Here is a 26,504-nt window from a genome sequence, read left to right as displayed (position 1 = left end):
AAACTTGAAAATCACGTTTCCGTTTGCCGATTTCCATTTCCCGTACCGGCTTCCGAACCTTATGCCGTCTGAACCTTCAGACGGCATAAGGTGTTTATTTTTCCGTCTGAACCGGTACGGGTTCGTATTGCGTAGACTCGTCCCCGTAATACAACACGCCGAGTTTGATGGGGATTCTGCCCTGTGATTTGCGGTGGGCGTTGGAATCTCTCAGGGAATAGGCACAACCGCAATATTCCTGCTGGTAGAAGTTTTCACGTTTGCTGATTTCAATCATGCGCGCGCTGCCGCCGCCTTTGCGCCAGTTGAAATCCCAATACACCACATCATCGTAAGGCGCGGCGGCGCGGCGGCCGCAGTCGTTAATCTGGTTCATGTTTTTCCAACGGGAAATGCCCAGCGAGCTGGTGAAGACGGGAAACCCGTGTTCATGCGCGTATTGCGCCGCCTTTTCGAAACGCATATCGAAACACATGGTGCAGCGGATGCCGCGCTCAGGTTCGAATTCCATACCTTTGGCTTTGGCAAACCATTCTTTGCGGTCGTTTTCGTAATCGTCGTCTTTGTCGATGAAGGGGATGCCGAACTTTTCCGCAAAGCGTACGTTTTCCTCTTTTCGGAGCATATACTCTTTGTGCGGATGGATATTGGGATTGTAAAAATAAATGGTGTAATCAATGCCGCTGGCCAGCATGGCTTCCATCACTTCGCCGCTGCACGGGGCGCAGCAGGAATGCAGCAAGACTTTTTTATGTCCGCCGGGCGGGACGAGTATGGGGCGGTCAATGTCGGTAACGGTAGGTTTGTTTTGTGTTTCCATTAACTTAACAATATCTGTCTAATACGGTTGAAGCGGCTATTTTATCAGAGCCGCCGCATGTAAAACAGGGTGTCAGGGCATCAACCCAAGCTGTCTGAACGAGCAGACGCTCCGGGAGGTTACGATGAAATGGTCAAGCAGGGAAACATCAACCAGCGACATGGCCTGTGCTAGCCGTCCGGTGAATGCGATGTCTTCATGCGAAGGCTCGGCGGAACCGCCCGGGTGGTTGTGCGCGATAATCAGGCTGTCCGCATACTCATCCAAAGCCAGTTTGACGATTTCGCGGATGTAGAGCGTATTCTCGGCGACCGTTCCGCGCGACAGTTCCCTAACGGAAATCAGCTGGTTTTGGCGGTTCAGCAGCAGCGCGACGCTGACTTCGATTTTCTCGTGCCCCAAATGCAGGCGAAGATAGTCGGCCACTGTATCCGGATCGGACAGGACGATGCTCTCCTGCAATTCTTCGGCAAGTATCCTGCGTCCGATTTCCCTGACTACGGCAAACTGTGTGAAACTTGCCGTCCCCATGCCCTTGTATGCCGAAAGTTTACCAACATCCGCACTCATCAGTTTTCCCAAGCTACCGAACTCCTGCAACAGGTAGCGCGCCAAATCGACTGCACTCATCCCCCGTGTTCCGACGCGCAGCAGGATTGCTAAAAGTTCGGCATCACTCAAAGCCGCCGCCCCGCGCTCCAGCAGTTTTTCCCTCGGCCTTTCTCCTTCCGGCCATTGCTTGATGCTCATCTCATCCCTTTTAGTTGAATTTGAAATGCCGTCTGAAGCGGATTTACGTTTCAGACGGCATGTTATGGCGAAACAGTTTTACGCTTTTACACTGCCCGTTCCAACTCGATGGACGCCGCCAGAAGCGACAGGCGTGCCATTACGCCGTAAACGTAGAGGCGGTTGTGTTCGTTGTCCACGTCGCAGTCTTTTTCAGAGCGCGGCATACCGAGCGAATCCCATTGTTCGAATACGCGTTTGCAGGCTTCAGGCGCTTCTTGGGAATTGTCGCCGTTACCCGTAGGAATGCTATTGGATAGAGGAACAAACACCATACCGCCGGCGTTGAGGTTTTCGTCCGCGCCACGGCCTTCGTGTACGCGGAAGAAGCCGCCGATTACGAAACGGTCCATCATATACACGACGGGTTCGCACACGGCGCCGTTCATGGTTTCGTAGGTATAGATACCTTCTTGGACAATCACTTCGCTGACTTCCAAGCCTTCTTTTACCTTCGCCATTTTGTTGCGGTTTTTACGATTTAATCCGCGCACTTCGTCGGCGGACTTGACGCTCATCACGCCCATGCCGTAAGTACCCGCATCGGCTTTGACAATCACGAAAGGCCGGTCGGTAATACCCAATTCGTCGTATTTGGCTTGAATTTTCGCCAGTACGCGTTCTACTGCTTCCGCTAACGCATCTTCACCTTCCCGCTCTTGGAAGTCTAAACCGCCGATTTTTTCAAAATAAGGGTTAATCTGCCACTCGTCGATGTCGATCAACTTGGCAAATTCGGTGGCAACTTGGTTATACGCGCCGAAATGATCTGTTTTGCGGCGCGTCGTCCAACCGCCGTGCAACGGAGGCAATACGGTTTGGCTGATGTCTTTGAGAATGTCGGGAACACCTGCGGACAAGTCGTTGTTCAACAAGACGACGCAAGGCGAGAAACCGTCTGCAAGATGGACGCGCTCGCGGGTGCGCAATAAAGGTTCCAACAGGATTTTGTCGCTCAAGGCGGTTTCAAACTCGGTCGGTTCAGTAACTTCCGGATTCAAGCTGCCCAAGCGCACTTCATACCCTGCCGAGCGCAAAATCTCGCTGAGGGCGTAAACGTTTTGCAGGTAAAACGTATTGCGCGTGTGGTTTTCAGGAATAATCAATACGGATTTTGCCGTTTCGCAAGCACGCTGCACCGCATCTTGCGCAGCAACCGCCGCCAGCGGGATAAAGTTGGGATTCAAATTATTGAAGCCGCCCGGAAACAGGTTCATATCGATAGACGAAATTTTGTAACCGGCATTGCGGATGTCGACCGAACCGTAAAACGGCGGACGGTGCACATTCCACTGCGAACGGAACCATGCTTCAATTTTTGCGTGGTTACACAGGATTTTCGCTTCAAATGCCTGCAGTTGAGCCAAATGCTCGGACGATATAACCGGTAATTTCATCTTTCCTCTGCCTGACGTGGTTTTAACAAGGTACAAATAATAATGCCTTTAAAAGAATCCCGACAAGTATTCTTTCATATCAAATCATTCTTTGAATATAACCGTTCTTTTAAATAGACAATATGTCTAATTTTTATCTACAGATTGTTTTCAATTTTCCATTTTTTCAAAAATTAGACAAATTTTGTTGCATGACATGTAAAATCCGTCTAGAATTTTCATCTTACATTACTACCCACACAAAAGAACAACACCATGACAGCACAAACCCTTTACGATAAACTTTGGAACAGCCACATCGTCCGCGAAGAAGAAGACGGCACTGTCCTGCTTTACATTGACCGCCACCTGGTTCACGAAGTAACCAGCCCGCAAGCATTTGAAGGCTTGAAAATGGCCGGCCGCAAACTCTGGCGTATCGACAGCGTAGTCTCCACAGCCGACCACAACACCCCGACCGGCGACTGGGACAAAGGTATCCAAGACCCGATTTCCAAACTGCAAGTCGATACTTTGGATACAAACATTAAAGAGTTTGGCGCACTCGCCTACTTCCCGTTTATGGATAAAGGCCAAGGCATCGTACACGTTATGGGCCCGGAACAAGGTGCTACCCTGCCCGGCATGACCGTTGTCTGCGGCGACTCGCACACTTCTACCCACGGTGCGTTCGGTGCGTTGGCACACGGCATCGGCACTTCCGAAGTCGAGCACACCATGGCGACCCAATGTATTACCGCGAAAAAATCCAAATCCATGCTGATTGCCGTTGAAGGCCGTCTGAAACCGGGCGTTACCGCCAAAGACGTCGCCCTCTACATCATCGGAAAAATCGGCACAGCAGGCGGTACGGGCTACGCCATCGAGTTCGGCGGCGAAGCCATCCGCAGCCTTTCTATGGAAGGCCGCATGACCTTGTGCAATATGGCGATCGAAGCCGGTGCACGCTCAGGCATGGTTGCCGTCGACCAAATCACCATCGACTATGTAAAAGGCAAACCTTTCGCACCTAAAGGCGAAGCGTGGGACAAAGCCGTCGAGTACTGGCGCACGCTGGTTTCCGACGAAGGCGCGGTATTCGATAAAGAATACCACTTCAAAGCCGAAGACATCGAGCCTCAAGTCACTTGGGGCACTTCGCCTGAAATGGTTTTGGACATCAGTGGCAAAGTGCCTAATCCTGCCGAAGAAGCCGATCCGGTTAAACGCAGCGGCATGAAACGCGCCCTTGAATACATGGGTTTGGAAGCCGGTACGCCATTAAACGAAATCCCTGTCGATATCGTCTTTATCGGCTCTTGCACCAACAGCCGTATCGAAGATTTGCGCGAAGCCGCCGCCATCGCCAAAGGCCGCAAAAAAGCGGACAATGTACAACGCGTATTGATTGTCCCTGGCTCCGGTTTGGTTAAAGAGCAGGCAGAAAAAGAAGGCTTGCACGAAGTATTTATCGAAGCCGGTTTTGAATGGCGCGAACCGGGCTGCTCTATGTGCCTCGCCATGAATGCCGACCGCCTGACCCCGGGACAACGTTGCGCCTCCACTTCCAACCGTAACTTTGAAGGCCGTCAAGGCAACGGCGGACGCACCCACCTCGTCAGCCCCGCTATGGCAGCCGCCGCCGCAGTGACCGGCTGCTTTACCGACATCCGTACTATGGCTTAAAGTATTTTCAGACGGCCTTTATTCATCAGACCGTCTGAAACAACACCTTACACAAGTAAATTTTCCTATTGCGAAAAACGTCCGAAAAACTTCTCAATCATTGATAACTTGAAAGGAAACTAGTATGAAAAAACTGTTTGCATTGGCTGCCGCAGCCCTCATCCTGTCGGCTTGTTCCAGCACTTGGTCAGGCGCAAAAAAGGATGCCAACCGCAATTGGGACAAAACCAAAGAAACTGCCGAGCGCGTAGCCGACAAAACCAAAGAAACTGCCGAGCGCGTAGCCGATAAAACCAAAGAAACCGCCGAGCGCGTAGCCGATAAAACCAAAGAAACCGCCGAACACGTTGCCGACAAAACCGGCGAAGCCGTTAAAAAAGGCGGCAATGCAATAGGTCGCGGCATGAGCCATGTTGGCAGCAAAATCGAAGCTGCTACCGAATAATTCGGTAAATCAGGCCGTCTGAAGCTCCTGACCCCGTTTCAGACGGACTGATACCTGATTACTTGTTCAGACATTTTCACGATTCCAAGCAAAGGGAGAAACAATGGGTAATCCGTCAAGCTGGTTTGGTATTCACGCTCATGATTTGGATCGCGCCAAAGCCTTTTACGAATCCGTATTCGGCAAGCCCCTGCAAGACGTTGGCGGCAACGGATTCCGTTTCATCATTTTTCCAGCCGATTACACCCAACACGGTACGGCCGGCATGATTTGGCACGACAGCAACGCCCAGCCCGGCCACGGCGGTACAACCATTTTCTTTAATTGCCCGGATTGTGCCGAAACAACAGAAAAAGCCGTTGCAGCAGGCGGCAAACTGTTACAAGAGAAATTCCACATTGCCAACGGCTTTGCAGCCTTTATCGAAGATACAGAAGGCAACCGAATCGGTTTGCACAGCACACGCTAACCCGAATAGCCATAAAATTTCCCATTATTACTATAAGAATCTGACATGAAAGCCTTTACCAAAATTACCGCCATCGTTGCCCCGCTCGACCGCAGCAACGTCGACACCGATGCCATCATCCCCAAACAATTTCTGAAATCCATCAAACGCAGCGGCTTCGGCCCCAATGCCTTTGATGAATGGCGTTACCTCGACCACGGCGAACCTGGCATGGACAACAGCAAACGCCCGTTAAATCCGGATTTCTCCCTGAACCAGCCACGCTATCAAGGCGCACAAATCCTGTTGACGCGTAAAAACTTCGGTTGCGGCTCTTCACGCGAACACGCCCCTTGGGCATTGGACGACTACGGCTTCCGCGCCGTCATCGCCCCCAGCTTCGCCGACATCTTCTTCAACAACTGCTACAAAAACGGCCTTTTGCCTATCGTTTTGACAGAAGAACAGGTTGACCAGCTTTTCAAAGAAGTTGAAGCTAACGAAGGCTATCAGCTCTCCATCGACCTTGCCGAGCAAACCCTGACCACCCCTAGCGGCGAAACATTCACATTCGACATTACCGAACACCGCAAACACTGCCTCTTAAACGGCTTGGACGAAATCGGCCTGACCCTGCAACATGCTGACGAAATTCATGCCTTTGAAGAAAAACGCCGCCAAAGCCAGCCTTGGCTGTTTAACGGTTGATATACAAAAGGCCGTCTGAAAAATTTAAGTGTTTCAGACGGTCTTTAATCTACAAAAATATACCATGATTACCGACACCATAAGCAATGCCACCCGCTACGCCGCGCTGCATCCCGACTTTGCCGAAGCCTTCCATCTGTTGCAGACCTTGGATTTTGCCAAACTGCCCGACGGCCAAGTACCGTACGAGAATCCCAATATCCGTATTTTTATCGGCAGCGAGCCGATGAGGACGCAACGAGAAGCCCAGCCTGAAGCGCACTTAAAACACATTGATATTCAAACGCCGATTGACGGCAGCGAAACGTATGGCTGGATAGACAGAGGCCGTCTGAAAAACGGTTTGGGCTACAACGAAAAGCGCGATATCGAGTTTTTCGACTGCGAGCCGGAAACCTGGTTAACCTTGGAGCCAGGCGAATTTGCGCTATTTTTCCCGAATGATGCGCATGCCCCATTGGTCGGCGACAGGGCGAACATACGCAAAGCCGTTTTTAAAATCCGTATCGAAACAGAGCGTCTATAACGACATCTTGGTATCGCATCCGACCTCTAAACCTGCCCGAACCTTTTTCAGACGGCATCCCCACTCTTTATTGACAAAAAAAGGAAAAACAATGACCAAACATATCGCTATCTTGCGCGGCGACGGCATCGGCCCTGAGATCATCGCCGAAACCGTCCGCGTACTCGACAAACTTATCGCCCAAGGCTTGGACGCCGGCTACGAATACGCCCCACTAGGCGGCGAAGCCTACGATGAATACGGCCATCCTTATCCAGAATTCACGCAAAACCTTTGCCGTAAAGCCGATGCCGTCCTGCTTGGTGCAGTCGGTTCTCCACAATACGACAATCTCGACCGTCCATTGCGTCCTGAGCGTGGCTTGTTAGCCATCCGTAAAGACTTGAATCTGTTTGCCAATTTGCGCCCCGCTATCCTCTATCCCGAGCTAGCCAACGCCTCCACGCTCAAACCTGAAATCGTTGCCGGTTTGGATATTTTGATTGTGCGCGAACTCACCGGCGATATTTATTTCGGCGAACCGCGCGGCATCCGCGTTCTGGAAAACGGCGAACGCGAAGGCTACAACACCATGAAATACAGCGAAAGCGAAATCCGCCGCATCGCCCATGTCGCCTTCCAATCCGCCCAAAAACGCAGCAAAAAAGTCTGCTCCGTAGGCAAAGCCAACGTTTTGGAAACCACCGAATTGTGGCGCGAAATCTTTGAAGAAATCGGCAAAGAATACCCTGATGTCGAGCTTTCCCATATGTACGTCGACAACGCCGCCATGCAGCTCGTGCGCGCGCCCAAACAATTCGACGTGATTGCCACCGGCAACATCTTCGGCGATATCCTCTCCGACGAAGCCTCCATGCTGACCGGCTCCATCGGTATGCTGCCTTCCGCTTCTTTGGACGAAAACGGCAAAGGCCTGTACGAACCGTCTCACGGCTCCGCCCCCGACATCGCCGGACAAAACAAAGCCAACCCGCTGGCCACCATCCTCTCACTTGCCATGCTGCTGCGTTACAGCCTGAACGACGAAGTCCGCGCGCAACAAGTCGAAAACGCCGTCCAAAAAGTGCTGCAACAAGGCTTGCGCACCGGCGACATTTACGAAGAAGGCACGAAACTCGTTTCCTGCTCCGAAATGGGCGATGCGGTACTCGCCGCCTTGTAAAAGGCCGTCTGAAAACCCAAAGCGCGGACTACTCCGCGCTTTTTTCATTAGGGCTGTCGACATTTAATTTTCCCGGTGGATTTTTGTTTGCAAAGCAGAAGATTCAAGGCGTAAACCGTAACAAGGTTGGACACCCGGTGAGGATTTCCAACGCAGAAGATGCCGCTTTAGGGATAAAAAACGCTGAAATGATTGAATATCGACAGCTCCCAGTATTGCCCTTCTCAGGTTTCAGACGACCCCATCATCAAATCCAGGTAAATCCACCGTTCGCCCTTAAGAAATGATATGCATTCTTTCCTATGTTAAGATAAGCATCTTTACAGCCTCACACAAAGGAAAAGAATCATGAAAAAAATCATCATCGCCGCACTCGCAGCAGCAGCCATCGGTACTGCCTCCGCCGCTACCTACAAAGTGGACGAATATCATGCCAACGCCCGTTTCTCCATCGACCATTTCAACACCAGCACCAACGTCGGCGGTTTTTACGGTCTGACCGGTTCCGTTGAGTTCGACCAAGCAAAACGCGACGGTAAAATCGACATCACCATCCCCGTTGCCAACCTACAAAGCGGTTCGCAACACTTTACCGACCACTTGAAATCAGCCGACATCTTCAATGCCGCCCAATATCCTAACATCCGCTTCGTTTCCACCAAATTCAACTTCAACGGCAAAAAACTTGTTTCCGTTGACGGCAACCTGACCATGCACGGTAAAACCGCCCCCGTCAAACTCAAAGCCGAAAAATTCAACTGCTACCAAAGCCCGATGTTGAAAACCGAAGTTTGCGGCGGCGACTTCAGCACCACCATCGACCGCACCAAATGGGGCATGGACTACCTCGTTAACGTTGGTATGACCAAAAGCGTCCGCATCGACATCCAAATCGAGGCAGCCAAACAATAAATCTTGATACGAGTCAATAAAAATGCCGTCTGAAATATTTCAGACGGCATTTTTATTTTCATCATAACGAATTTGCTATATCATAAAAAGGCTAATTATTATTAATTATGTGGAATGAACTTTATGACTACTCCGTTTAAGCAAAATACGCATCGTCTTTTTAATCTCAACATCATCCTGCTATCTCTGCTTTCCGCATCATGCTACGCAGAAGGCATGACATCTGCCGAGTTGCCGCAAGTCAACGTTAACGCGCACAAAGATAAAAGCAGCCGCGACCTGCAGGCTAAGGACGTTTTAGGAGACGGCGACGTGCTAACCGCTCATGATTTGAAAACCAAACGCGCCGTCTCACTCGGTCAGACTTTGGAAAAAGTCGGCGGCGTACAAAACGCCGGTTTCGGCCCCAACACCGGTCTGCCTCAAATCCGCAGCTTGAGCGGTTCGCGCGTCTATATCAGCGAAAACGGCATGGGTGTGTCCAATATGGCCGCAATCAGCGGAAACCTGCCGACCATGGTCAATCCGTTTTTAGCAGATAAAATTACGGTTTTGAAATCTTCAGCGGCAGTCCTATACGGCGGCAACGCCATCGGCGGCGCGGTTGATGTCGATACCGGCGTCATCCCGCATAAACTGCCAGAACAAGACTTCGGCGGCAAAATCGAATTGAGCGGCGGCTACAACACCCCGCACAACGAAGCCTTCCGTTTCGACGGCAAGACCGGTAATTTCGCATGGCATCTTGATGCTTCCAACAGCCAAATTTCGGGCTACCGCATCCCCGGCTCAAGCAAACCCGATTTGTGCTACGACCCAGCGAACCGCCTCAACTCGCGCCTGATGTGGTCTTGCCAGATTACTCCCGTTATTACTGAAGAATTGAACCCGGGCTATTACCGCTATGTCCACAAAGGGGGTAGAGCATGGCTGAATGAGTTGGAGAAGAAATACGGCGAACACCTCGATGATTCAGAAATGTACAAGTTGAACAAACCTGCATGGGGCAATTCTGCAGATTGGATTGACAATCCGCTTTACGACGGTTCGAAAGAGTTCCGTAAAACCACTGTCCACGCCATGCGCGACGATACGCCCGTCCGCGAAGGCCGCCTGGGCAACAGCAGCTTGAAAAACCGCAGCGTTTCATTCGGCGGCAGCTATATCGGCGAGAGAGGCCACATCGGTGCCGCCGTCAGCCGCAGCCTGTACCGTTCTGGTATTCCCGGTTTCTCCTATTACAATATCGACGGCAACGGCAACCGTAAACTTGCTGCAGAACCCGCATCCGTCTATTCTCAGCAAACACGCTGGCTTGTGGACGCACTTTACCGTCCGCAATCCTCCTGGGTGGACAACGTCAGCTTCCTGACCTCATACACCGATACGCCGAATACCGAACTCTTGGGCTCGACCAAGGTTAACAGCCTCGACAGCCGTACCCTCCAAAACCGTATCGAACTGAACCACCACTTCTCCTCCCTGTTTAACGGCAGCATAGGGGCCGACTACAAACGCCGCCATACCGAATCTTCGGGCTTGAACGGCAAACGTACCGGCAACTATTCCTACCTGCCCGATACGAATAGTCGTGAATACGGCATATTTGTCTTGGAAAACCTCAAATACCGCAACTATGAAGCCTCGCTCGGTTGGCGTTATGGCAATGTCCGCCACGGCCTTGACTTGGACAGCTACAAAACAGCCCGTAATACCGACTCCCAAAAAGGGCTTGAGAAACGGAGCAGCCTCAAATACAGCCTCAACAGCTTCCATGCGTCAACCGGTTGGAAACCCCTTCCGTTTTGGAAAATAAATGCCCGCTACAGCCGCTCCCAACGCGCGCCGGAAATTAACGAACTCTATGCAGGCGGCAGCCATTATGCGCAACTTGCTTCGGAAAATTATTCTTCCGATTCCGTCTTACGTCCGGAAACTGCCAGAACATGGGAATTCGGCAATGAGTTCGAGTGGAACGGAGGCAAACTCCGCGCTAACTATTACCAAACCCGATTCAACGACTACATTTATCTGTCTGACGTTGCACATGACGGCGGCAACCATCTGCCGACCAAATACTGGCGTGCGGCAGATACCCGCATCCAAGGTTTGGAAATCGAGCTGACCCAACTTTTCGACCTGAAACAATACGGACAACTCGAACTGCGCCTGTTTGCCGACAGGGTTCGCAATCATGCCGACGACAAAGACAGTAGGAATGCGGACTCAAACCGCCTGCGCAATGATGGCTACTATATGCCCAACCTGCCTGTTTCCCGCTACGGGCTGGGTGCAAGCTGGAACAAAGGAGCATGGCAAATCGGCAGCAGCCTGACCCGCTACGCCGCTGCCAAACACACCGGAAACATGGCTGCGGCATACAAAGAACCCTCACTCGGCTCCTACGCCCTGCTCGATGCCTATGTCAGCCATACGCAAAAACACAGCAGATACAGCACAGAATGGTTCTTGGACGGCCGAAACCTGACCAACCGTATCGCGCGCGCGCAAAACTCCATACTCAAATACATTGCGCCGCTGCCCGGACGTTCTATCCGCGCCGGTGTGAAAATTTCGCTGTAAATTGAAATAACGTGCTAAACCAAATGCCGTCTGAAATATTTTCAGACGGCATTTTTATATCGGCATGAAGAGATTTATGAACCGTAAGCCGATATTGCCCGACCCAATCATCTCCTTACCGCCCTGATACTGTGAAGTATAGTGGATTAAATTTAAATCAGGACAAGGCGACGAAGCCGCAGGCAGTACAAATAGTACGGCAAGGCGAGGCAACGCCGTACTGGTTTAAGTTTAATCCACTATACAATCCGCCGCGCTATGTTTCGGCTGCCTGCAGAGCTTGCCGGAAAGCATGTCCTAAAACGGCGGTTCCCGTTTTCAGACGGCATACGATATAGACAATTTCATCCGAGTGGTATAGTGTTCGACTTCATGCGTTATCTTTCCGATACCGCATTTTTTAAATATCAATTATCCGACTTACAAAGGTAAAAATATGACTGTCCGTACCGAACACGATTTATTGGGCGATCGTGAGATTCCCGCCGAAGTATATTGGGGCATCCACACCCTGCGCGCCATTGAAAACTTTAAAATTTCCACACAAAAAATTTCCGATGTACCGCAGTTTGTCCGTAGCATGGTGATGGTGAAAAAAGCGACCGCGCAGGCAAACGGCGAATTGGGCGCAGTAAAACCCGAAATCGCCACCGCCATTGAAAAGGCTTGCGACGAAGTGTTACTCAAAGGCCGCTGCCTCGACCAATTCCCGTCCGACGTTTATCAGGGCGGCGCCGGTACTTCGGTCAACATGAATACCAACGAAGTCATTGCCAACCTCGCATTGGAAGTCTTGGGATACGAAAAAGGCCGCTACGACATCGTCAATCCGATGGATCATGTCAACGCCAGCCAATCCACCAACGACGCCTACCCTACCGGTTTCCGCCTTGCCGTGTATTACAGCATCGGCGAATTGCTCGACAAACTGGCAGTCCTGAAAAACGCCTTTGCCGCCAAAGCCGAAGAGTTTAAAGACGTTTTAAAAATGGGGCGCACCCAGCTTCAAGATGCCGTGCCAATGACTGCAGGACAAGAATTCCAATCTTTCCAAGTGTTATTGGAAGAAGAAATCCTCAACCTCGACCGCACCCGCCAACTGCTTTTGGAAGTCAATTTGGGCGCAACCGCCATCGGTACAGGTGTGAATACGCCTAAAGGCTATGCGGCTTTGGTCGTTGAGAAACTCTCCGAAGTCAGCGGCCTGCCTTGCAAACTGACTGAAAACCTGATCGAGGCGACCTCCGACTGCGGCGCATATGTGATGGTACACGGCGCATTGAAACGCACAGCCGTCAAACTCTCCAAAATCTGCAACGACTTGCGCCTACTCTCTTCTGGCCCACGCGCCGGTTTGAAAGAAATCAACCTGCCTGAATTGCAGGCCGGTTCTTCCATCATGCCCGCCAAAGTCAATCCCGTGATTCCCGAAGTCGTCAACCAAGTCTGCTTCAAAGTCATCGGCAACGACACCACCATCACTTTTGCAGCCGAAGCAGGTCAGTTGCAGCTGAACGTTATGGAGCCGGTCATCGCCCAATGTATGTTTGAAACCATTTCCCTCTTGGGCAATGCCGCAGTCAACCTGTCCGACAAATGCGTCAAAGGCATTACGGTCAACCGCGAAATCTGCGAACGTTACGTTTTCAACTCCATCGGTTTGGTGACTTATCTGAATCCGTACATCGGCCACCACAACGGCGACTTGGTCGGCAAAATCTGCGCCCAGACCGGCAAAGGCGTGCGCGAAGTCGTACTGGAGCGCGGCCTGTTAAGCGAAGAAGAAATCAACCGCATCCTCTCCCCCGAGAACCTGATGAATCCTCATCTGTAAACATTATGAACAAATGCCGTCTGAAGCAGCATTTTCCTGTTTCAGACGGCATTTTGTTATATCAATCAGCCGGATTATATTCCGAACAATGTCTTAACTTCTGTCCAATAGAACAGGCAGGCAATGGAGCATAATGACAGTACAATGCCTGCCGTATTGACAGCATTAATTTTCTCTTTAAAAAACAATGATCCTGAAAGCGTACCCAAAACAATCACGCCGATATTCATACCGGCAAAAACCAAGGTCGGATTGTCTTTCATGATTTGGTGGGCAGTGATATAAGTTACGATATTCATGAAGTTCAAACCGCCCAATAGTGCGCCGCCGACCACACTCTCAATACGCCATTTGACTGATTTGGACAATAGGTAGGCAAATATCAAAATACCGGATAAAGCAAATGCAATCAGAAGGTTGCCTGAAAATGCCGTTCCGCTTTTGGCAAGCTGCTTAAACAAGATATCGATAATGCCGTAACCTGCCCATACGCCCAGCAGCAATACCACCTGACGCCATGCGCTTCCGGATGTTTTACCGCCTTCGTGCTTCCATAACAGGCAGAAGAGTGCGGCAAATGCGAGGCACAGTCCGATTAGTCTGCCTTCGCTGAGTTTTTCACCAAACAGGGTCAGTGCCGCAACAATCGGCAAAAACAGCGACAGGCGCTGTGCCGCGTCGGATTTGACAATGCCTGCGGCTTCTACGGATTTACCCATGACGACGAATACAGACGGCAACAACACGCCCAATGCGGCAAACAGCCACCATGTCGGCAAAAATGCGCCGATATTGCCGACATCCGGCTTCAATACCAGCAGGGTCAGTATTACCGCGACCACATAATTGACGGCGACCGCCTGCGCAATCTCAATTTTTTTCTTCCTTGCCATTTTCAATAATATGGAAACAGAAACACTGAAAATGATGCTGACTAAAAGATAGGCCATATTATATCCATTTCTCAGGAATAACCATCCTGCGGTCGTTGAAACGGACAAACCCGACGATGACACGGTAAAAATACCAAACGGTTGCCGCAATGATAATCAGCACGCCGATACCGAAAGCCGTGGTCAGCGCGCCCAAAATATAAAGCCATAACGTCCGCCAAAAGGTTTTAATCAGATATTCAGCATGTACGACATAAACGATATCCTCAAAATCCTTACGCTTCACATAGGCAAGAATGACACCGATAAGGGGCATGACTTGCACCATTACACCCAATCCGAAAAGGATGTAGGCAGCGAGAACATAGTTCTGGCCGCCGGCCTTACCTGATGACCCGGAAGCATTGTATCCGTCGGATGAACGCCATTCAAACTCCTGCCCGTATGCCTGGCCGCGGCCGGACTGCTGACGATAAAAACGCTCCTTCCTCGCCCGCTCCCTGCGGAAAACCTGCTCTTCCCCTTCTTCATATTGACTGAAAGATTGCCTGAAGGCAGCGTTATATTGCGCCCGTTTTCCCTCATCCGAAAGAATTTCATAGGCATATTGTATTTCTTTGAATTTCTCTTCCGCCAGAGGATTGCCGGGATTGCGGTCGGGATGATACTTCATCGCCAGTTTGCGGTAGGCAAGCTTGATTTCGTCCGCACCCGCCTGCTCCGACACGCCTAATACAGCATATAAATCCTTATCCATATTGCTCCTTTATACTTCCCTGTTAAACCGCTGCCTGTATTGTTTTCGGGTTCAAAATATTTAAATCATCGGGGCGGATACCGATAATGAACCCGCGTTTTCCACCGTTGATATAGATGGTTTCCAAATCCATTACCGACTGTTCGACGTAAATATCCAACTTTGTCTTGATACCGAACGGCGTTGTCCCCCCGACCAGGTAGCCGGTCCACTTATTCGCCTGCGCGGGCGTGGCGGGTTCGATATGTTTCACGCCCAAATACCTCGCCAGATTACGGGTCGAAATCTGCTTGTCGCCGTGCATCAAAACAATCAGCCCCTGCCTGTTTTCATCCTGTAAAACAATGGTTTTGACGACCAGATGTTCGTCTTTTTCAAACAGGCGCGCAAATTGGGCCGTACCGCCGTGTTCCTCGTAGGGATAGATGAAAGGCTCGAACTTAATGCCGTTTTCACGCAAAACGCGTACTGCCGGTGTTACCGGATAGGTCTGTTTACTCATTTTTCGTTACGCAAAACATGGAAATCACCCAAATGCAATGTTACCATATATCCCCTTTATTGAAGGAAACCAATATGGATATCCGGTATTTCGGCACAACCCCCCGTTACTCGGAAGCAGTTTGCGCCGGCGATTTGATTTTCCTCTCCGGCATGGTTCCCGAAAACGGGCAGACGGTGGCGGAACAGACTGCCGACGTGCTGTCCCAAATCGACCGCTGGCTTGAAGAATGCGGTTCGGACAGGGCGCATATCATAGAGGCAGCCGTCTATCTGCGCGACATGGGCGATTATGGCGAGATGAACGAAATTTGGGACGGCTGGGTCGTTTCAGGCAGAACGCCTGCGCGTATCTGTGTGGAAGCACGTCTCGCCCGTCCGGAATGGCGCGTCGAAATCAAAGTAACGGCAGCCCGAAAAACAACGGCTGCATAAGCACGCCGAACCTTCCGATTTGGAGTACACACATCATGAAAACATTATTACCCTCTTTCGGCGTAGTCCGCGTCAGCGGCAAAGACCGCCAAAGTTTCCTGCACGGCCAGCTTTCCAACGACATCAACCATCTTCAGTCCGGACAAGCGTGTTATGCGACTTACAATACGCCCAAAGGCCGTGTGATTGCCAATATGCTCGTCATCAACCGGGGAGACGACCTGCTGCTCGCCATGTCCGAAGACTTGACCGAGTCAACCGTCAAACGCCTTCGCATGTTCGTCCTTCGCGCCAAAGTCGTTTTCGAAATACCGGACAACTACGGTGTCGGCGCAGAGTTGGCAGAATCTGCCGAACCGCTTGCCGCACGAGAACCCAACCTTGCCTTTGCCGCACAACAAGATTCAGACGGCATCTGCTCTATCGCTCTGCCTCATGGCGGCATCCTTCGCATCGCACCAGAAACCGCCCTGCCCCCTTATGATGCCGCTGCCGAAAGCGCATGGAAGCTTCATGAAATCCGCAGCGGCTATCCGTGGATATGCGCGGCTACCAAAGAAACTGCCGTTGCCCAAATGCTCAACCAGCACATCATCGGCGGCGTACACTTCAAAAAAGGCTGCTATCCGGGACAGGAAATCATTGCCCGTGCCCAGTATCGGGGGCAGGTCAAACGCGGCTTGGCGGTATTGTCGGGAAATTCGGCCGTCGAAGCAGGAACCCTGCTGGCGGCAGACGGCGAAGAGGCCGGCATCGTGCTCGACAGCGTTAAAGATTCGGAAAACTTTACCGCCCTTGCCGTGATTAAATTCTCCGCCGCACAAAAAGAACTGACCGTCCCAAACGGCGGTATCTTCAAAGCGGTTCATCTCTTCTTTAAAACCGAAAATGCAGAATAATCCCTCTAATGCCGTCTGAACCTTTTTCAGACGGCATTTTAAAACCGCCCCTGTTTTCGGTTACAATGCCGCATCCCTAATTTTTCAAACCACCGCCATGTCCAAAAAAACCAAACAAGAACTGGAAAACAACAAACTCAGCAAACGCCTGCGCCACGCCGTCGGCGACGCAATTAACGATTTCAACATGATCGAGCCGGGCGACAAAATCATGGTCTGCCTCTCCGGCGGCAAAGACAGCTACGCCCTGTTAGACATCCTGCGCCAGCTCCAAGCCAGCGCGCCGATTGATTTCGAACTGGTTGCCGTCAATCTCGACCAAAAACAGCCGGGCTTCCCCGAAGAAGTATTGCCGACCTATCTCGAAAGCATAGGCGTGCCGTACAAAATCGTCGAAGAAGACACCTACTCCACCGTCAAACGCGTGTTGGACGAAGGCAAAACGACTTGTTCGCTGTGCAGCCGCCTGCGCCGCGGCATCCTCTACCGTACCGCAAAAGAATTAGGCTGTACCAAAATCGCCTTGGGACACCACCGCGACGACATCCTCGCCACCATGTTTTTAAATATGTTTTACGGCGGCAAACTCAAAGCCATGCCGCCCAAGCTGGTGAGCGATAACGGCGAACACATCGTCATCCGCCCGCTGGCGTATGTGAAAGAGAAAGATTTGATCAAATACGCCGAGCTGAAACAGTTCCCGATTATCCCGTGTAACCTCTGCGGCTCGCAGCCCAACCTGCAACGCCAAGTCATCGGCGATATGCTGCGCGATTGGGACAAACGCTTCCCCGGCCGTATCGAATCGATGTTCTCCGCCCTGCAAAACGTCGTCCCTTCCCACCTTGCCGATACCGAACTCTTTGACTTTGTCGGATTGGAACGCGGTCAAAACCTGAAACACGGCGGCGATTTGGCATTTGACAGCGAAAAAATGCCCGAACGTTTTTCAGACGGCAGCGAAGAAGATGAGAGCGAAATCAAAATCGAGCCGCAAAAAGCCGAACGCAAAGTCATCAACATTCTAGCGAACAAACCGAAAACTTGCGGCGCATAGGCCTCCGCCGTCAAAAATGCCGTCTGAAGCCCGTTTGGCGTTTCAGACGGCATTTTAAAATCCCGAAGCAGACACTTTTCAACCCCAAACGCCTGCTTTTTCCGTTTCGGCTTTCTGAAGGTTTCCCGTTATATTACTCGACAACAACGCGGCGGATTTTGACGGACCGTACGGGTACGTTTTGATAAAAGCCGCGCGTGGCGGTTTTGACGCGGACGATTTTGGAAACGGTGTTCATGCCGCTTTCGACCCTGCCGAAAACGGTATAGCCGTATTGTCCGTTTTTGTAGTTGAGTGAATCATTGTCCGCCAGATTGATAAAGAATTGGCTGGTGGCGGAATCCGGATCGGCCGTCCGCGCCATGGCGATGGTACCGACGGTGTTTTTCAAGCCGTTGCCGGATTCGTTGGCAACGGCCTTATCGGTTGCCTTTTGTACCAAGTCCTCGGTAAATCCGCCGCCCTGGATAACAAAACCGTCGATAACGCGGTGAAAAACGGTGTCGTCGTAAAAGCCTTTTCGGGCATAGCGCACGAAATTGGCAACGGTTTTGGGGGCTTTGGACTCGTCCAAAACCAAACGGATATTACCCATGTCGGTTTCCATCAAAACATGGGTTGCCGCCATAGACGGCAGGGAAGCCGCCAAAAGCAGCGCGGTTAAAACGGTTTTGAATTTGGGTTTCATCCCATCCTCCTCAGACCTTCAGACGGCATTTTCATTTCATATGCCGTCTGAAAGCACGTGAACACTATTCCAATGCGTCTTTAAGTTTTTGTTCGATTAAATCCGCATCAAACGATTTAGCAATCAGCTCGAAGCGCGAATCGCGCCGCCATGAGACTTGATTGGCGCCCCATTGCCCGTCCACCCAGTTGAGCCACACCCATGTGCCGAGCACTTGGAACACGCCTTTGGCGCGGACGAGGCCGTCTGTGAATTTGGGCAGGTCGTTGAAGAAGTTGGTCAGCTTTTCGCCGTCAAAATCGCGGCCTGCGGGGAAAGTGAAACCTTGCGACTGGAAGCCCATGGTGTTGTCCGGCAGGGCTTTGAGGCGGTAGCGTGATTTTTCGATGACGGGAATATCGAGCCATTGGATATCGAGTTGTGCGTTTTGGACTTCGACCACTTTGGCTTTGGGTGGAAACAGTTTTGCCGCTTTGTCGTGAAATTCGGCAAGCTGTTCGGGGGTGCATAAATCGGTTTTGCTGGCGACCAATACGTCGCAAATGCCGATTTGGTCTTTATACAACGCCTGTTGCGCGTAATCGGGGTTGATGAACTGGCGCGGATCGACGACGGTAAAGACGGCGCCGATTTCTAAAAGGCTGTCCAGCGGTTTGGCTTTCAATTCGTCGATGACGCTGGCGGCGTGCGCCAGTCCGCTTGCTTCAATCATCAGGCGGTCGGGCTTGGCATCGCGCAGCATTTTTTGCACGGTTACGCCCATTTGCGGGCCGGCGGTGCAACACAAACAGCCGCCGGCGATTTCTGCCACAGGGATGCCGTTGTCGCTCAATACCGCGCCGTCAATGCCGATTTCGCCAAACTCGTTGACGATGATGACCCATTTTTCGTTCGGGTCTTTCTGCCCCATCAGGCTTTTGAGCGCAGTGGTTTTTCCTGTTCCCAGAAAACCTGAAATCAGGTGGACTTTGGTTTTTTTCACTTCTGACATTTTTTACAGATTCCAGTTAAAACAACGTGTTCTTCTTTCAGCGCAAAGCCGCTTTCGGCAACGCCTGCGCGCAGTGCCGCCCACTCGTGGCTCAGGGTTTGCTCGTCCGCCGTACCGCATTCGGTGCAGACCAAAATAAACGCGCTGTGGTGCGCTTCGGCTTCTTCGTGGTCGTGGCAATGGTCGTTGCACTCATGCTGCGCGTGGCTGCACAAAATATAGCCGTTGACCGCCGCCACTTTGTGCAAAACGCCCTGCTCCGCCCAAAAATCAAGGGCGCGGTAGGCCGTCGGCGGCGCAACCACGCCCTCGCTTTGCTGCTGCATCTGCGACAAAACATTGTAGGCTTTAATCACGCCGCTTTGCTGCAAAACGATATCGAGTACCTGCTCGCGCAAAACGGTTACCTGTAAGCCCTCTCTGCGTGCCTGTTCGATAATTTTCTGTTTGAAATTTGTTTTCATAAATTCCCTGTTTATGCCGTCTTAACACCGGACGCGGAATGTTTCGTATTGATGTCCTGATATGTTATCGGGAAATTTTTTCTAAAAACGCCCTGCAGCCTGCATCTACAAGCCTGTATGTTTCTTCAAAATCACCCGTGTACCAAGGGTCGGGTACATGGTCGTAACCGCTTTCGGGTATCAGGTCGGTCAGCTTGAGTATTTTTTCCGGCTGCCTGCCGAAGGTTTTTTCCAAATCGGACAAATTCTTGCCGTCCATCGCGATGATGTAGTCAAACGCTGACGCATCGCTTTGCCGTATTTTGCGGCTGACAAATCCTGAAGCGTCAATGCCGTATTTTTTCAATATCTCCGCCGTACCTCGGTGCATATCCTCACCGTCGTGCCAGCCGGATGTTCCGGCGCTGTCGGTCTCAACCGTTATACCTACCTCGGCCGCACGTCGGCGTAAGACATATTCCGCCATCGGAGAGCGGCAGATGTTGCCCAAACAGACAAAAAGAACTTTCGGTTTACCCATATTTCCTTTTCCCGATACATACCCATGCTGTCTGAAACCGAATCTTTTTCAGACGGCATGTGGCCGTCAATCGTATTGACCGCTGAAAAACGGGTTGTGTCCTTCCCGTTTCAATGCTTCCGCATAACTTGGAATGTCCTCGTACTCATTCAATGCATCATGCAGCAGGTAAACGTGTTCCACGCGGCACTCCGCCATCAGGTCGAGGAAATTCTGCTGGATGACGGCAATGTTATCGGTAAAGGAAAGCTGCCATGAGAATACCTGTGGTACGACTTCGAACGCGCTGTCGGTCGCATTAAATCCGAATAGAATCTGTCCGCCCGCCTTTGCCGCAGCGACCACGCCGACCCGCGGGCTCTGCATACGGATGGCCCGTATCGCGTTTGCAGCAAAAACATCCATCGCCATGCGCTGGCGTGTATGGCTGCCATCAGAAAGCGCGCGTACCGGAGAATCCGGGGAAAGCGGATTGACAAACAGCGTAACACCTTCCGATGCGAGCTTTTCCTGCCATACCTGCATCAGGGGCAAGCCTGCCTGAAGAAGGTTCTGACCCAATGCCGTCTGAACCTTGCCGCTGCCGAAACCCAGTGCATAGACCACATGGACAGATTGTCCTTCAGGCATGACGAGCGGACGTTCCTCAAAACTGCGCAAATGTCCGGCAGCCGCCTCTTCATTCTGTTTTGCGCGCCACCATATATCGGGGGTAACGGCACTCAAATCGGAGGAATGTACAAGATAAGGCAGCCATTGCGTATCCTGGGTTAACGCGCGCAGGTGCGGATAGTTTTGCAGGCAGGCAAACAATTCCGCTGTCGGCACCTTCATATCGACAGTACGCTCTTTCTTACAGCCGGACACCAGCACGAGCGGCAGGGCAAACCACTGCACTTCCCCGTCTTTTTCGCAATCGAGTACCGAATTCACGCTGGAAAGCAGCGCGGTATAAGTTCCGGCATCGGGAGTCATGGTCAGCGCAAGAGAAAGGTTGATATAGTGGTTTTGCTGAAGCATTCCCCTTATTTCGGTTTGAAGCTGCTCAGATGAAAGCTTGCGCGAAGCCTGGGAAGAATTATGCGCCAGCTGGTAGGCATTGAGCAGCAGGTGGTTTTTAATCGGATTTTGGGGATACGGCCTGGTATCGGCTAGGGTAAATGTATTCATAATATGTCTGTGTGGTAGTTGTTTGAACGGCATAGCCTTGCAAATTCCGCCCTGCCGCAAGAAATGCGTAACGGGCGGTTTGTCATGACGGCCGACGGTTTCAGATAATCAGTCTGCCTGAGCAAAAAAATGCCTTTCTGCCAACTCTGACAGGATTTGTTCTACATAAACTCTTGCAGGCGGATTGAATTTCAAACCGTCGACCGTAGTGGTAACGATGTTCAAATTTTCGGCAACCGCATCTATCACCGCCTGTTTGGTCGTCGGCTGCGACAATTGCCGCATAATGTACAAGTGCCCGTATCCAAATGAAGGCGTACCTTCGTTGTAACGGTTGGCCGGTTTGACAAACTGCTCCGCACCGTGCTCCACAAAAGCGGCAACATAGTCTGTAAAGCGTGCAGGTACGTAGGTTTTATGGTCTTCGAAGGTAAGTTTTTCCCCTTTGTCCGACGAAACGGCAAAATATCCGGTAATCGTCTGCAATAGAAGCTGGGAATTAATCTGCACCCGGTCAAATGCCAAACCCGGAAAACGCCTGTTCAGATTCGCCACAACATCTTCGGTTCTAAACGGTTCTCCGCCGCTCATAACCTCGCGGATGCCGGACAACATGGTATTGCTTTCATCCAGGTCGATACCCGTACCCTGTACAAGCCGGAAATACAGGTTTTCCATAATTTCAATAGGAACCGTCTCGTTTCGGGCGATATTGTGCCCCTCTTCCTGACGGCATAAAAGCGAACGACGGAACTCACTATCGAAAAGGATGTCGATATAAAGTTCTTTGGCAATATAATCCCCGTTTGTCAATGCTTTTATCCTCTCCCTGGTATGCTCCGCCATCCAGGAAATAAAAGACATCGACAGCCTGGTATCGCCGATATATGCGAGTCGGTGGCGGTTGGCCCATTCGATGAAGCCGTTGACGTAAATCGGATCGTTGAATGCTTCCATATACTCATGGGCGACATAATAACCGTTCTTACCCAACACATTACGCATGGACTGAAGTTTTTCGTTATTTCTGAAGCCCTTGTCGCTTTCCAGGATTTCCGCCAGTGCGTTGACCGTATCCAAACCTTTCCGCGTCCTTAATGCCAAGGATTCACCCTGCATACCGCTGCTTGAAAACAACATGATTTCGCGTATCTGTTCCGAACGCTTCCATCCCGGGTAGACGTTGTACGAAATATAGGCAATGCCGTGTTCGGTCAGGTTGTTCCGGCAAATCGAAAAGATTTTGTCTTTAACCGTATCGGGAACCCACGACCAAATGCCGTGCACGATGATATAGTCGAACTTCCCGAATGATTCATCAACGGTCAAAATATCTTTTTCTTCCAGGCGCACATTTTTCAAGCCCATTTTTTCAATGATGGCGTTGCCCTGCGCAACCTGCCTGCCGGACAAGTCGATACCGATAAATTCCGCATCCGGGTAATAAAGTGCCTGCGTGATGATATTGCCGCCCATCGAACAGCCCAGCTCCAAGACCTTGGCATTTCCCGCTGCGGCAGGCTTTAGGCCCATCATGCGGGCGCGTGCCTCCAAAGCGTTGATGGCGGTTTGGGAAAATGCTTTGGATTCATACATCAAATCATCATATGAATTTTTGATGTCCGATATTTCCGAAGGTTCCGCCATATGGGAGGCAGGATTGCCGACAACCGCCTGCCGCGCTTTCTTCGCCATGACAGGGCGCGCGGAAGCGGCTTTTTTCTTTTTGTTCGACATATTCTGTTCACTCTAAAGATAATATGCCCGCAAGTTTAACCAATTCGCCTGCCTACTTCAACCGCACGAAAATTATCGGGCTTCCGAACAAGTATGCCGTCTGAAGGTATGCGCATACGTCCGGACGCACCCCTCCGCCATCTTGCCGAAATCAGGGATAAAGGCTCAACACTATGGTATATTGACCGTTTTATGCCAACATCCCGACCGCCATGGATTTTGCCGTATCTGCCGTTTTAATCATCGACTTGGAAATTAACCCCAAAACCGATACCGTCTTCAAAATCGGTGCATACCGGCCCGATCTTGACCTCGGGTTTGAACGAAGCTTCCACCATGCAGAAGGATTCAGGAAGGCATTGGCGGAAATGCTACCCCTTGCGGAAGGTGCGGAATGGCTGATGGGGCACAACTTCCTCGAACACGACCTGCCGTATTTGAAAAAAGCCGCGCCCGACCAGGCATGGCTTTCATTGCCCGTTATCGATACGCTGAAGCTGTCGCCGCTCGCCTTTCCGCAAAACCCGTACCACCGCCTGATTAAAAACTACAAAATCATCTCTTCCGAACTCAACTCCCCCGTTGGCGGACTGCCACGCCTGTTGGCAGCTTTTTCAAGACCAGTGTGCCGCATTCGGCAAAATCAAAACCGAAAGGCCCGATGAATTTACCCTGTGGGCGGCATTGTCCGATATGCGTCTGCCGTATCGTTCTTCAGACGGCATCTCCTTCGCCGAACGTACCGAACACCCGGACACCAACCGATTGATACGCATTATTTGGATGATGATGTAGGACAACGAAGGAAAAGGGCGTTTGAAAGTCTGCCGCACACGTTTTCTGGAGTTGATGAAAACCAAAGTTTGACCGGCTGGTGAGAGCGTGTCTTCCGATGCCGTCTGAAACACGGTCGCACCTGCGGCAATCTGCGTACTTTGCGGGATGACGACGGATTCGCCGTGGGAAACTGCAAGGGCAAAACGGATGGTGCAGCGGGAGGCGGATGCCTCAAGGCGCGGCGTATTCACATCATCGCCGCAAAATCCAACATCAACTCCGTTGTAAAACGAGGGTGCTGCTGGCGCTAGGCTTCGTTCAAGGCTTTACGGGTCAACATTTCGTGGTAAGCATAGGTGTTGATAAGCCGACATGGCGCAACGTCCAAACACCCGGTTTGGGATTGTTCGGGCTGGTCGGCAGGTAAAAACTCGCCGACACTTTTTTATATCGTCCGGCTTTAACCAAATCCGCAAAGCCTTCATCGACTTGGTTAAAGTCCGCCATCAGTACGCCGTTCTCAGCTTTCAGTCCGCTGACCCAGCCGTAAGTCGGCGCATCCGCCTTCGGGTGGCCGATCACAATAGGAGCCTCATGCACTTTCGGATCGTAGGCTTGCGCGGCGGCGGCAAGGTCGGCGGGAGTAATCGTTACCGTATTGCCGTTTGCATCGGTGCGCATCCCTGCGCGGAAAATTTCATAGGACATAAAAAAACCTCATCAGATGGATGAGGTTATTGTGGCAAATGCCGTCTGAAACGGCTTTTAATCGGGTTTAAAACTTTTTTCGACAGATGTTTGCCGGAGGCAGTAAAAAACCGCCCTGAGGCGGACGGTTTGTCGTTTACAAGAATGAAACAGCAATTTTAGCGATACAGATATACGGTAAAAACCTCAAGCGGCTGTCTATCCTACAGTCAAACCACATAATTGCCAATACAAAGCATACGGCCCATATACCCCAAGATGTTTCCGACAACAGCATACGGATGGTTTTACCGTCGGTAATCAGCAGCAGGAGCGTAAACGGCAACGACCCCAATAATGCCGCCCATCTGTTTTTGACAAAGGGAAGGCGTTGGTCGAGAAAGAACAGAAAGTCGATGATTTTTTCCAGCATAAGCTATCAGATTCCCATAAGCTCCATCTCTAAAGTCTACCGCCAATTCAATGCGGCGGCAGCGATACAAACACGATAGCGCCTGTCTTTTACTATCGTTTCAATCCATTTTTCGACTAAAGACCCTGCAAACTTTTTCAATACGGTCCTCAAAGACAAGAACGGTTGCCCGTAAAATGCACGAAACATGGACTCAGGCCAAACCATTTTTTTGAACATTGGGCAATGGCGGTTGCAAGCTTGTCGCAGATGTCGGCAACTTCAGGCGTAATATCGTCCGCATCGGCATGGACGGCACCATTGTACACATTATGGATAAAAACAGCATACAGTTGTTTTTCTTCTGTTGATAAAGACATATAGATTCCTTTCGAGGTCATACTGCCATATCTGCACGGGCGGATGCTGCCGGCAGGTTTTCCGCCATCACCGCCTGTACCATAATGACGATGGAGAGCAATACGATGATGACAGTCGGTGCGATTTCGTTTCTTTTCATCTCACACCCCCCGTACCACATCGCCGTCAACCATCTCAAAACCAAGCTCCGCCGCCTGATTCATCGCCGCCGCCACCAAGTTGTTGACCGCCATAGGATAGAGCAGGCTGTTGTTTTCCAATCCCTTGCTCGTGCGGCTTTTGACTGTCAGACGCTTGGCAAGAGGGCAAAAAACGCCACGGCGATGCGGCGATTGCCTTTGTCCTTGCCCATTACGCCAGCCACGAGCTGAATACCGGACCGATACGCGTAGCCAGCCGCCAAATCCGCCGAAAAAGCGCATTAACCAAAGGTTATTAAGGTATTTAAAGAGTACATATCATGCCCAAACCCCACCTCAAACTCAAAACCAGTCAAGGCATCATGACCTTCAAGCCGCAGGATTTATCTGCCCATCTCGCCGTTTCACACCCGTTTTTCATCAGCGCACCGCAGACTAGGGAGGCAAGACCCTGCAAAAAAGCGGGCAACTTGCCGCCAGCCTGACCACACAGGTCGGCAGCAACTATGCCCGCATCGGCAGCAACAAAAAATACGCCGCTATCCACCGCCTCGGTGGCCAAGCGGGGCTAGGTCACAAAACCAAACTCCCCGCGCGCCCCTATCTCCCCATCAACGGCAACAACCAACTCCAACCCGGTGCCGAACGCAGAATCCTCGACATCGCCATCGCCGCCCTCAAAAAAGGACTTTGACAACAAAAAACG

Annotated in this window: 28 protein-coding genes and 4 pseudogenes; 16 read left to right on the top strand and 16 right to left on the bottom strand. The window is 51.3% G+C overall.

The window, feature by feature from the left end:
• Positions 1 to 94: 94 nt before the first annotated feature.
• The 3 genes from DQM57_RS03535 to gshA form a co-directional block, all read right to left on the bottom strand.
• The gene (locus DQM57_RS03535) at positions 95 to 820 is read right to left on the bottom strand and encodes an epoxyqueuosine reductase QueH (protein WP_003677367.1); all 726 of its coding nucleotides are present in this window, start codon (positions 818 to 820) and stop codon (positions 95 to 97) included.
• Between the two features lie 72 nt (positions 821 to 892).
• Entirely contained in the window at positions 893 to 1,570 is a 678-nt protein-coding gene (gene radC / locus DQM57_RS03530) for a RadC family protein (protein ID WP_107860510.1), read from the bottom strand.
• Positions 1,571 to 1,656: 86 nt separating this feature from the next.
• Positions 1,657 to 3,006, bottom strand: coding sequence for a glutamate--cysteine ligase (gene gshA, locus DQM57_RS03525; protein ID WP_111726896.1), 1,350 nt, complete (start codon positions 3,004 to 3,006; stop codon positions 1,657 to 1,659).
• 255 nt (positions 3,007 to 3,261) lie between these two features.
• Between gshA and leuC the strand changes: the two genes are divergently transcribed.
• The 10 genes and pseudogenes from leuC to aspA all read left to right on the top strand — a co-directional run bounded on the left by leuC (position 3,262) and on the right by aspA (position 13,289).
• A complete protein-coding gene (leuC, locus tag DQM57_RS03520; RefSeq protein ID WP_111726894.1) occupies positions 3,262 to 4,671 on the top strand; it encodes a 3-isopropylmalate dehydratase large subunit in 1,410 nt (469 codons plus the stop codon).
• Between the two features lie 124 nt (positions 4,672 to 4,795).
• Positions 4,796 to 5,116 carry a hypothetical protein gene (locus DQM57_RS03515; protein ID WP_111726892.1) on the top strand — a complete coding sequence of 107 codons (321 nt, stop codon included), beginning with the start codon at positions 4,796 to 4,798 and terminating at the stop codon, positions 5,114 to 5,116.
• A 103-nt stretch (positions 5,117 to 5,219) separates the two neighbouring features.
• A complete protein-coding gene (locus DQM57_RS03510) occupies positions 5,220 to 5,585 on the top strand; it encodes a VOC family protein (protein ID WP_111726890.1) in 366 nt (121 codons plus the stop codon).
• A 45-nt stretch (positions 5,586 to 5,630) separates the two neighbouring features.
• Complete coding sequence (gene leuD / locus DQM57_RS03505; protein ID WP_003677355.1) at positions 5,631 to 6,272, top strand: 3-isopropylmalate dehydratase small subunit; 642 nt, start codon at positions 5,631 to 5,633, stop codon at positions 6,270 to 6,272.
• Between the two features lie 64 nt (positions 6,273 to 6,336).
• A complete protein-coding gene (locus tag DQM57_RS03500) occupies positions 6,337 to 6,798 on the top strand; it encodes a NanQ anomerase/TabA/YiaL family protein (protein WP_111726888.1) in 462 nt (153 codons plus the stop codon).
• Between the two features lie 91 nt (positions 6,799 to 6,889).
• On the top strand, positions 6,890 to 7,960 hold the full coding sequence (leuB, locus tag DQM57_RS03495) for a 3-isopropylmalate dehydrogenase (protein ID WP_111726886.1): 1,071 nt from the start codon (positions 6,890 to 6,892) through the stop codon (positions 7,958 to 7,960).
• Positions 7,961 to 8,308: 348 nt separating this feature from the next.
• Positions 8,309 to 8,872: a YceI family protein gene (locus DQM57_RS03490; RefSeq protein ID WP_111726884.1), complete on the top strand. Its 564-nt coding sequence runs from the start codon at positions 8,309 to 8,311 to the stop codon at positions 8,870 to 8,872.
• A gap of 123 nt (positions 8,873 to 8,995) precedes the next feature.
• Positions 8,996 to 11,455, top strand: coding sequence for a TonB-dependent receptor (locus DQM57_RS03485; protein WP_111726882.1), 2,460 nt, complete (start codon positions 8,996 to 8,998; stop codon positions 11,453 to 11,455).
• Between the two features lie 134 nt (positions 11,456 to 11,589).
• Positions 11,590 to 11,700 (top strand): annotated as a pseudogene (locus tag DQM57_RS09780) (IS5/IS1182 family transposase); the annotation flags it as partial.
• A 191-nt stretch (positions 11,701 to 11,891) separates the two neighbouring features.
• Positions 11,892 to 13,289 (top strand): aspartate ammonia-lyase, encoded by a 1,398-nt coding sequence (aspA, locus tag DQM57_RS03480; RefSeq protein ID WP_111726880.1) that lies wholly within the window; start codon positions 11,892 to 11,894, stop codon positions 13,287 to 13,289.
• Between the two features lie 74 nt (positions 13,290 to 13,363).
• Here the strand turns inward: aspA and DQM57_RS03475 are convergent, their stop codons facing one another.
• Genes DQM57_RS03475 through ybaK form a run of 3 tightly spaced genes read right to left on the bottom strand, consistent with a single transcriptional unit; the run spans position 13,364 to position 15,441 of the window.
• Entirely contained in the window at positions 13,364 to 14,239 is an 876-nt protein-coding gene (locus tag DQM57_RS03475; RefSeq protein ID WP_107997428.1) for a DMT family transporter, read from the bottom strand.
• Between the two features lies 1 nt (position 14,240).
• On the bottom strand, positions 14,241 to 14,939 hold the full coding sequence (locus tag DQM57_RS03470; protein WP_111726878.1) for a DUF4870 family protein: 699 nt from the start codon (positions 14,937 to 14,939) through the stop codon (positions 14,241 to 14,243).
• 22 nt (positions 14,940 to 14,961) lie between these two features.
• The gene (ybaK, locus tag DQM57_RS03465; protein ID WP_111726876.1) at positions 14,962 to 15,441 is read right to left on the bottom strand and encodes a Cys-tRNA(Pro) deacylase; all 480 of its coding nucleotides are present in this window, start codon (positions 15,439 to 15,441) and stop codon (positions 14,962 to 14,964) included.
• A gap of 74 nt (positions 15,442 to 15,515) precedes the next feature.
• Here ybaK and DQM57_RS03460 point away from each other — a divergent pair, with 74 nt between their 5' ends.
• The 3 genes from DQM57_RS03460 (at position 15,516) to ttcA (ending at position 17,831) form a co-directional block, all read left to right on the top strand.
• Positions 15,516 to 15,875, top strand: a complete 360-nt coding sequence (locus DQM57_RS03460) for a RidA family protein (protein WP_111726874.1) — start codon at positions 15,516 to 15,518, stop codon at positions 15,873 to 15,875.
• A 35-nt stretch (positions 15,876 to 15,910) separates the two neighbouring features.
• Positions 15,911 to 16,774, top strand: a complete 864-nt coding sequence (ygfZ, locus tag DQM57_RS03455) for a CAF17-like 4Fe-4S cluster assembly/insertion protein YgfZ (RefSeq protein WP_167395527.1) — start codon at positions 15,911 to 15,913, stop codon at positions 16,772 to 16,774.
• Between the two features lie 97 nt (positions 16,775 to 16,871).
• A complete protein-coding gene (gene ttcA / locus DQM57_RS03450; protein ID WP_111726872.1) occupies positions 16,872 to 17,831 on the top strand; it encodes a tRNA 2-thiocytidine(32) synthetase TtcA in 960 nt (319 codons plus the stop codon).
• A 133-nt stretch (positions 17,832 to 17,964) separates the two neighbouring features.
• Here ttcA and DQM57_RS03445 read toward each other — a convergent pair whose 3' ends face one another.
• The 6 genes from DQM57_RS03445 to DQM57_RS03420 all read right to left on the bottom strand — a co-directional run bounded on the left by DQM57_RS03445 (position 17,965) and on the right by DQM57_RS03420 (position 23,311).
• Complete coding sequence (locus tag DQM57_RS03445; protein WP_111726870.1) at positions 17,965 to 18,519, bottom strand: peptidylprolyl isomerase; 555 nt, start codon at positions 18,517 to 18,519, stop codon at positions 17,965 to 17,967.
• Positions 18,520 to 18,583: 64 nt separating this feature from the next.
• The gene (locus tag DQM57_RS03440; RefSeq protein WP_111726868.1) at positions 18,584 to 19,510 is read right to left on the bottom strand and encodes a CobW family GTP-binding protein; all 927 of its coding nucleotides are present in this window, start codon (positions 19,508 to 19,510) and stop codon (positions 18,584 to 18,586) included.
• Positions 19,498 to 19,974: a Fur family transcriptional regulator gene (locus DQM57_RS03435; protein WP_111726866.1), complete on the bottom strand. Its 477-nt coding sequence runs from the start codon at positions 19,972 to 19,974 to the stop codon at positions 19,498 to 19,500. The genes DQM57_RS03440 and DQM57_RS03435 overlap by 13 nt, the downstream gene beginning before the upstream one ends.
• A 64-nt stretch (positions 19,975 to 20,038) precedes the next feature.
• Positions 20,039 to 20,494, bottom strand: a complete 456-nt coding sequence (locus DQM57_RS03430) for a low molecular weight protein-tyrosine-phosphatase (protein WP_111726864.1) — start codon at positions 20,492 to 20,494, stop codon at positions 20,039 to 20,041.
• A 66-nt stretch (positions 20,495 to 20,560) separates the two neighbouring features.
• Positions 20,561 to 21,664 (bottom strand): conjugal transfer protein, encoded by a 1,104-nt coding sequence (locus DQM57_RS03425; RefSeq protein ID WP_107961209.1) that lies wholly within the window; start codon positions 21,662 to 21,664, stop codon positions 20,561 to 20,563.
• Between the two features lie 108 nt (positions 21,665 to 21,772).
• Positions 21,773 to 23,311 (bottom strand): methyltransferase regulatory domain-containing protein, encoded by a 1,539-nt coding sequence (locus DQM57_RS03420; protein WP_373279802.1) that lies wholly within the window; start codon positions 23,309 to 23,311, stop codon positions 21,773 to 21,775.
• A 302-nt stretch (positions 23,312 to 23,613) separates the two neighbouring features.
• On the opposite strand from DQM57_RS03420, the pseudogene DQM57_RS03415 reads away from it, so the two are divergent.
• Positions 23,614 to 24,265 (top strand): annotated as a pseudogene (locus tag DQM57_RS03415) (RecQ family ATP-dependent DNA helicase); the annotation flags it as partial.
• A 279-nt stretch (positions 24,266 to 24,544) separates the two neighbouring features.
• Here DQM57_RS03415 and DQM57_RS03405 read toward each other — a convergent pair.
• The 4 genes and pseudogenes from DQM57_RS03405 to DQM57_RS09960 all read right to left on the bottom strand — a co-directional run.
• Positions 24,545 to 24,886, bottom strand: a pseudogene (locus DQM57_RS03405) (2-oxoacid:acceptor oxidoreductase); the annotation flags it as partial.
• A gap of 136 nt (positions 24,887 to 25,022) precedes the next feature.
• The gene (locus DQM57_RS03400; RefSeq protein WP_108044398.1) at positions 25,023 to 25,298 is read right to left on the bottom strand and encodes a paraquat-inducible protein A; all 276 of its coding nucleotides are present in this window, start codon (positions 25,296 to 25,298) and stop codon (positions 25,023 to 25,025) included.
• A 149-nt stretch (positions 25,299 to 25,447) separates the two neighbouring features.
• On the bottom strand, positions 25,448 to 25,657 hold the full coding sequence (locus tag DQM57_RS03395) for a hypothetical protein (protein WP_231992132.1): 210 nt from the start codon (positions 25,655 to 25,657) through the stop codon (positions 25,448 to 25,450).
• A gap of 17 nt (positions 25,658 to 25,674) precedes the next feature.
• The gene (locus DQM57_RS09960) at positions 25,675 to 25,797 is read right to left on the bottom strand and encodes a hypothetical protein (RefSeq protein ID WP_267894429.1); all 123 of its coding nucleotides are present in this window, start codon (positions 25,795 to 25,797) and stop codon (positions 25,675 to 25,677) included.
• A gap of 321 nt (positions 25,798 to 26,118) precedes the next feature.
• On the opposite strand from DQM57_RS09960, the gene DQM57_RS09620 reads away from it, so the two are divergent.
• Together DQM57_RS09620 and DQM57_RS03385 are read left to right on the top strand one after the other, a co-directional pair.
• Complete coding sequence (locus DQM57_RS09620) at positions 26,119 to 26,283, top strand: hypothetical protein (RefSeq protein ID WP_167395501.1); 165 nt, start codon at positions 26,119 to 26,121, stop codon at positions 26,281 to 26,283.
• A pseudogene (locus DQM57_RS03385) lies at positions 26,238 to 26,492 on the top strand (phage virion morphogenesis protein); the annotation flags it as partial. The gene DQM57_RS09620 and the pseudogene DQM57_RS03385, both read left to right, overlap by 46 nt.
• Positions 26,493 to 26,504: the final 12 nt, after the last annotated feature.

Source organism: Neisseria cinerea (assembly GCF_900475315.1).
Lineage (GTDB): Bacteria > Pseudomonadota > Gammaproteobacteria > Burkholderiales > Neisseriaceae > Neisseria > Neisseria cinerea.
This window is presented reverse-complemented; position numbering and strand designations above follow the sequence as displayed.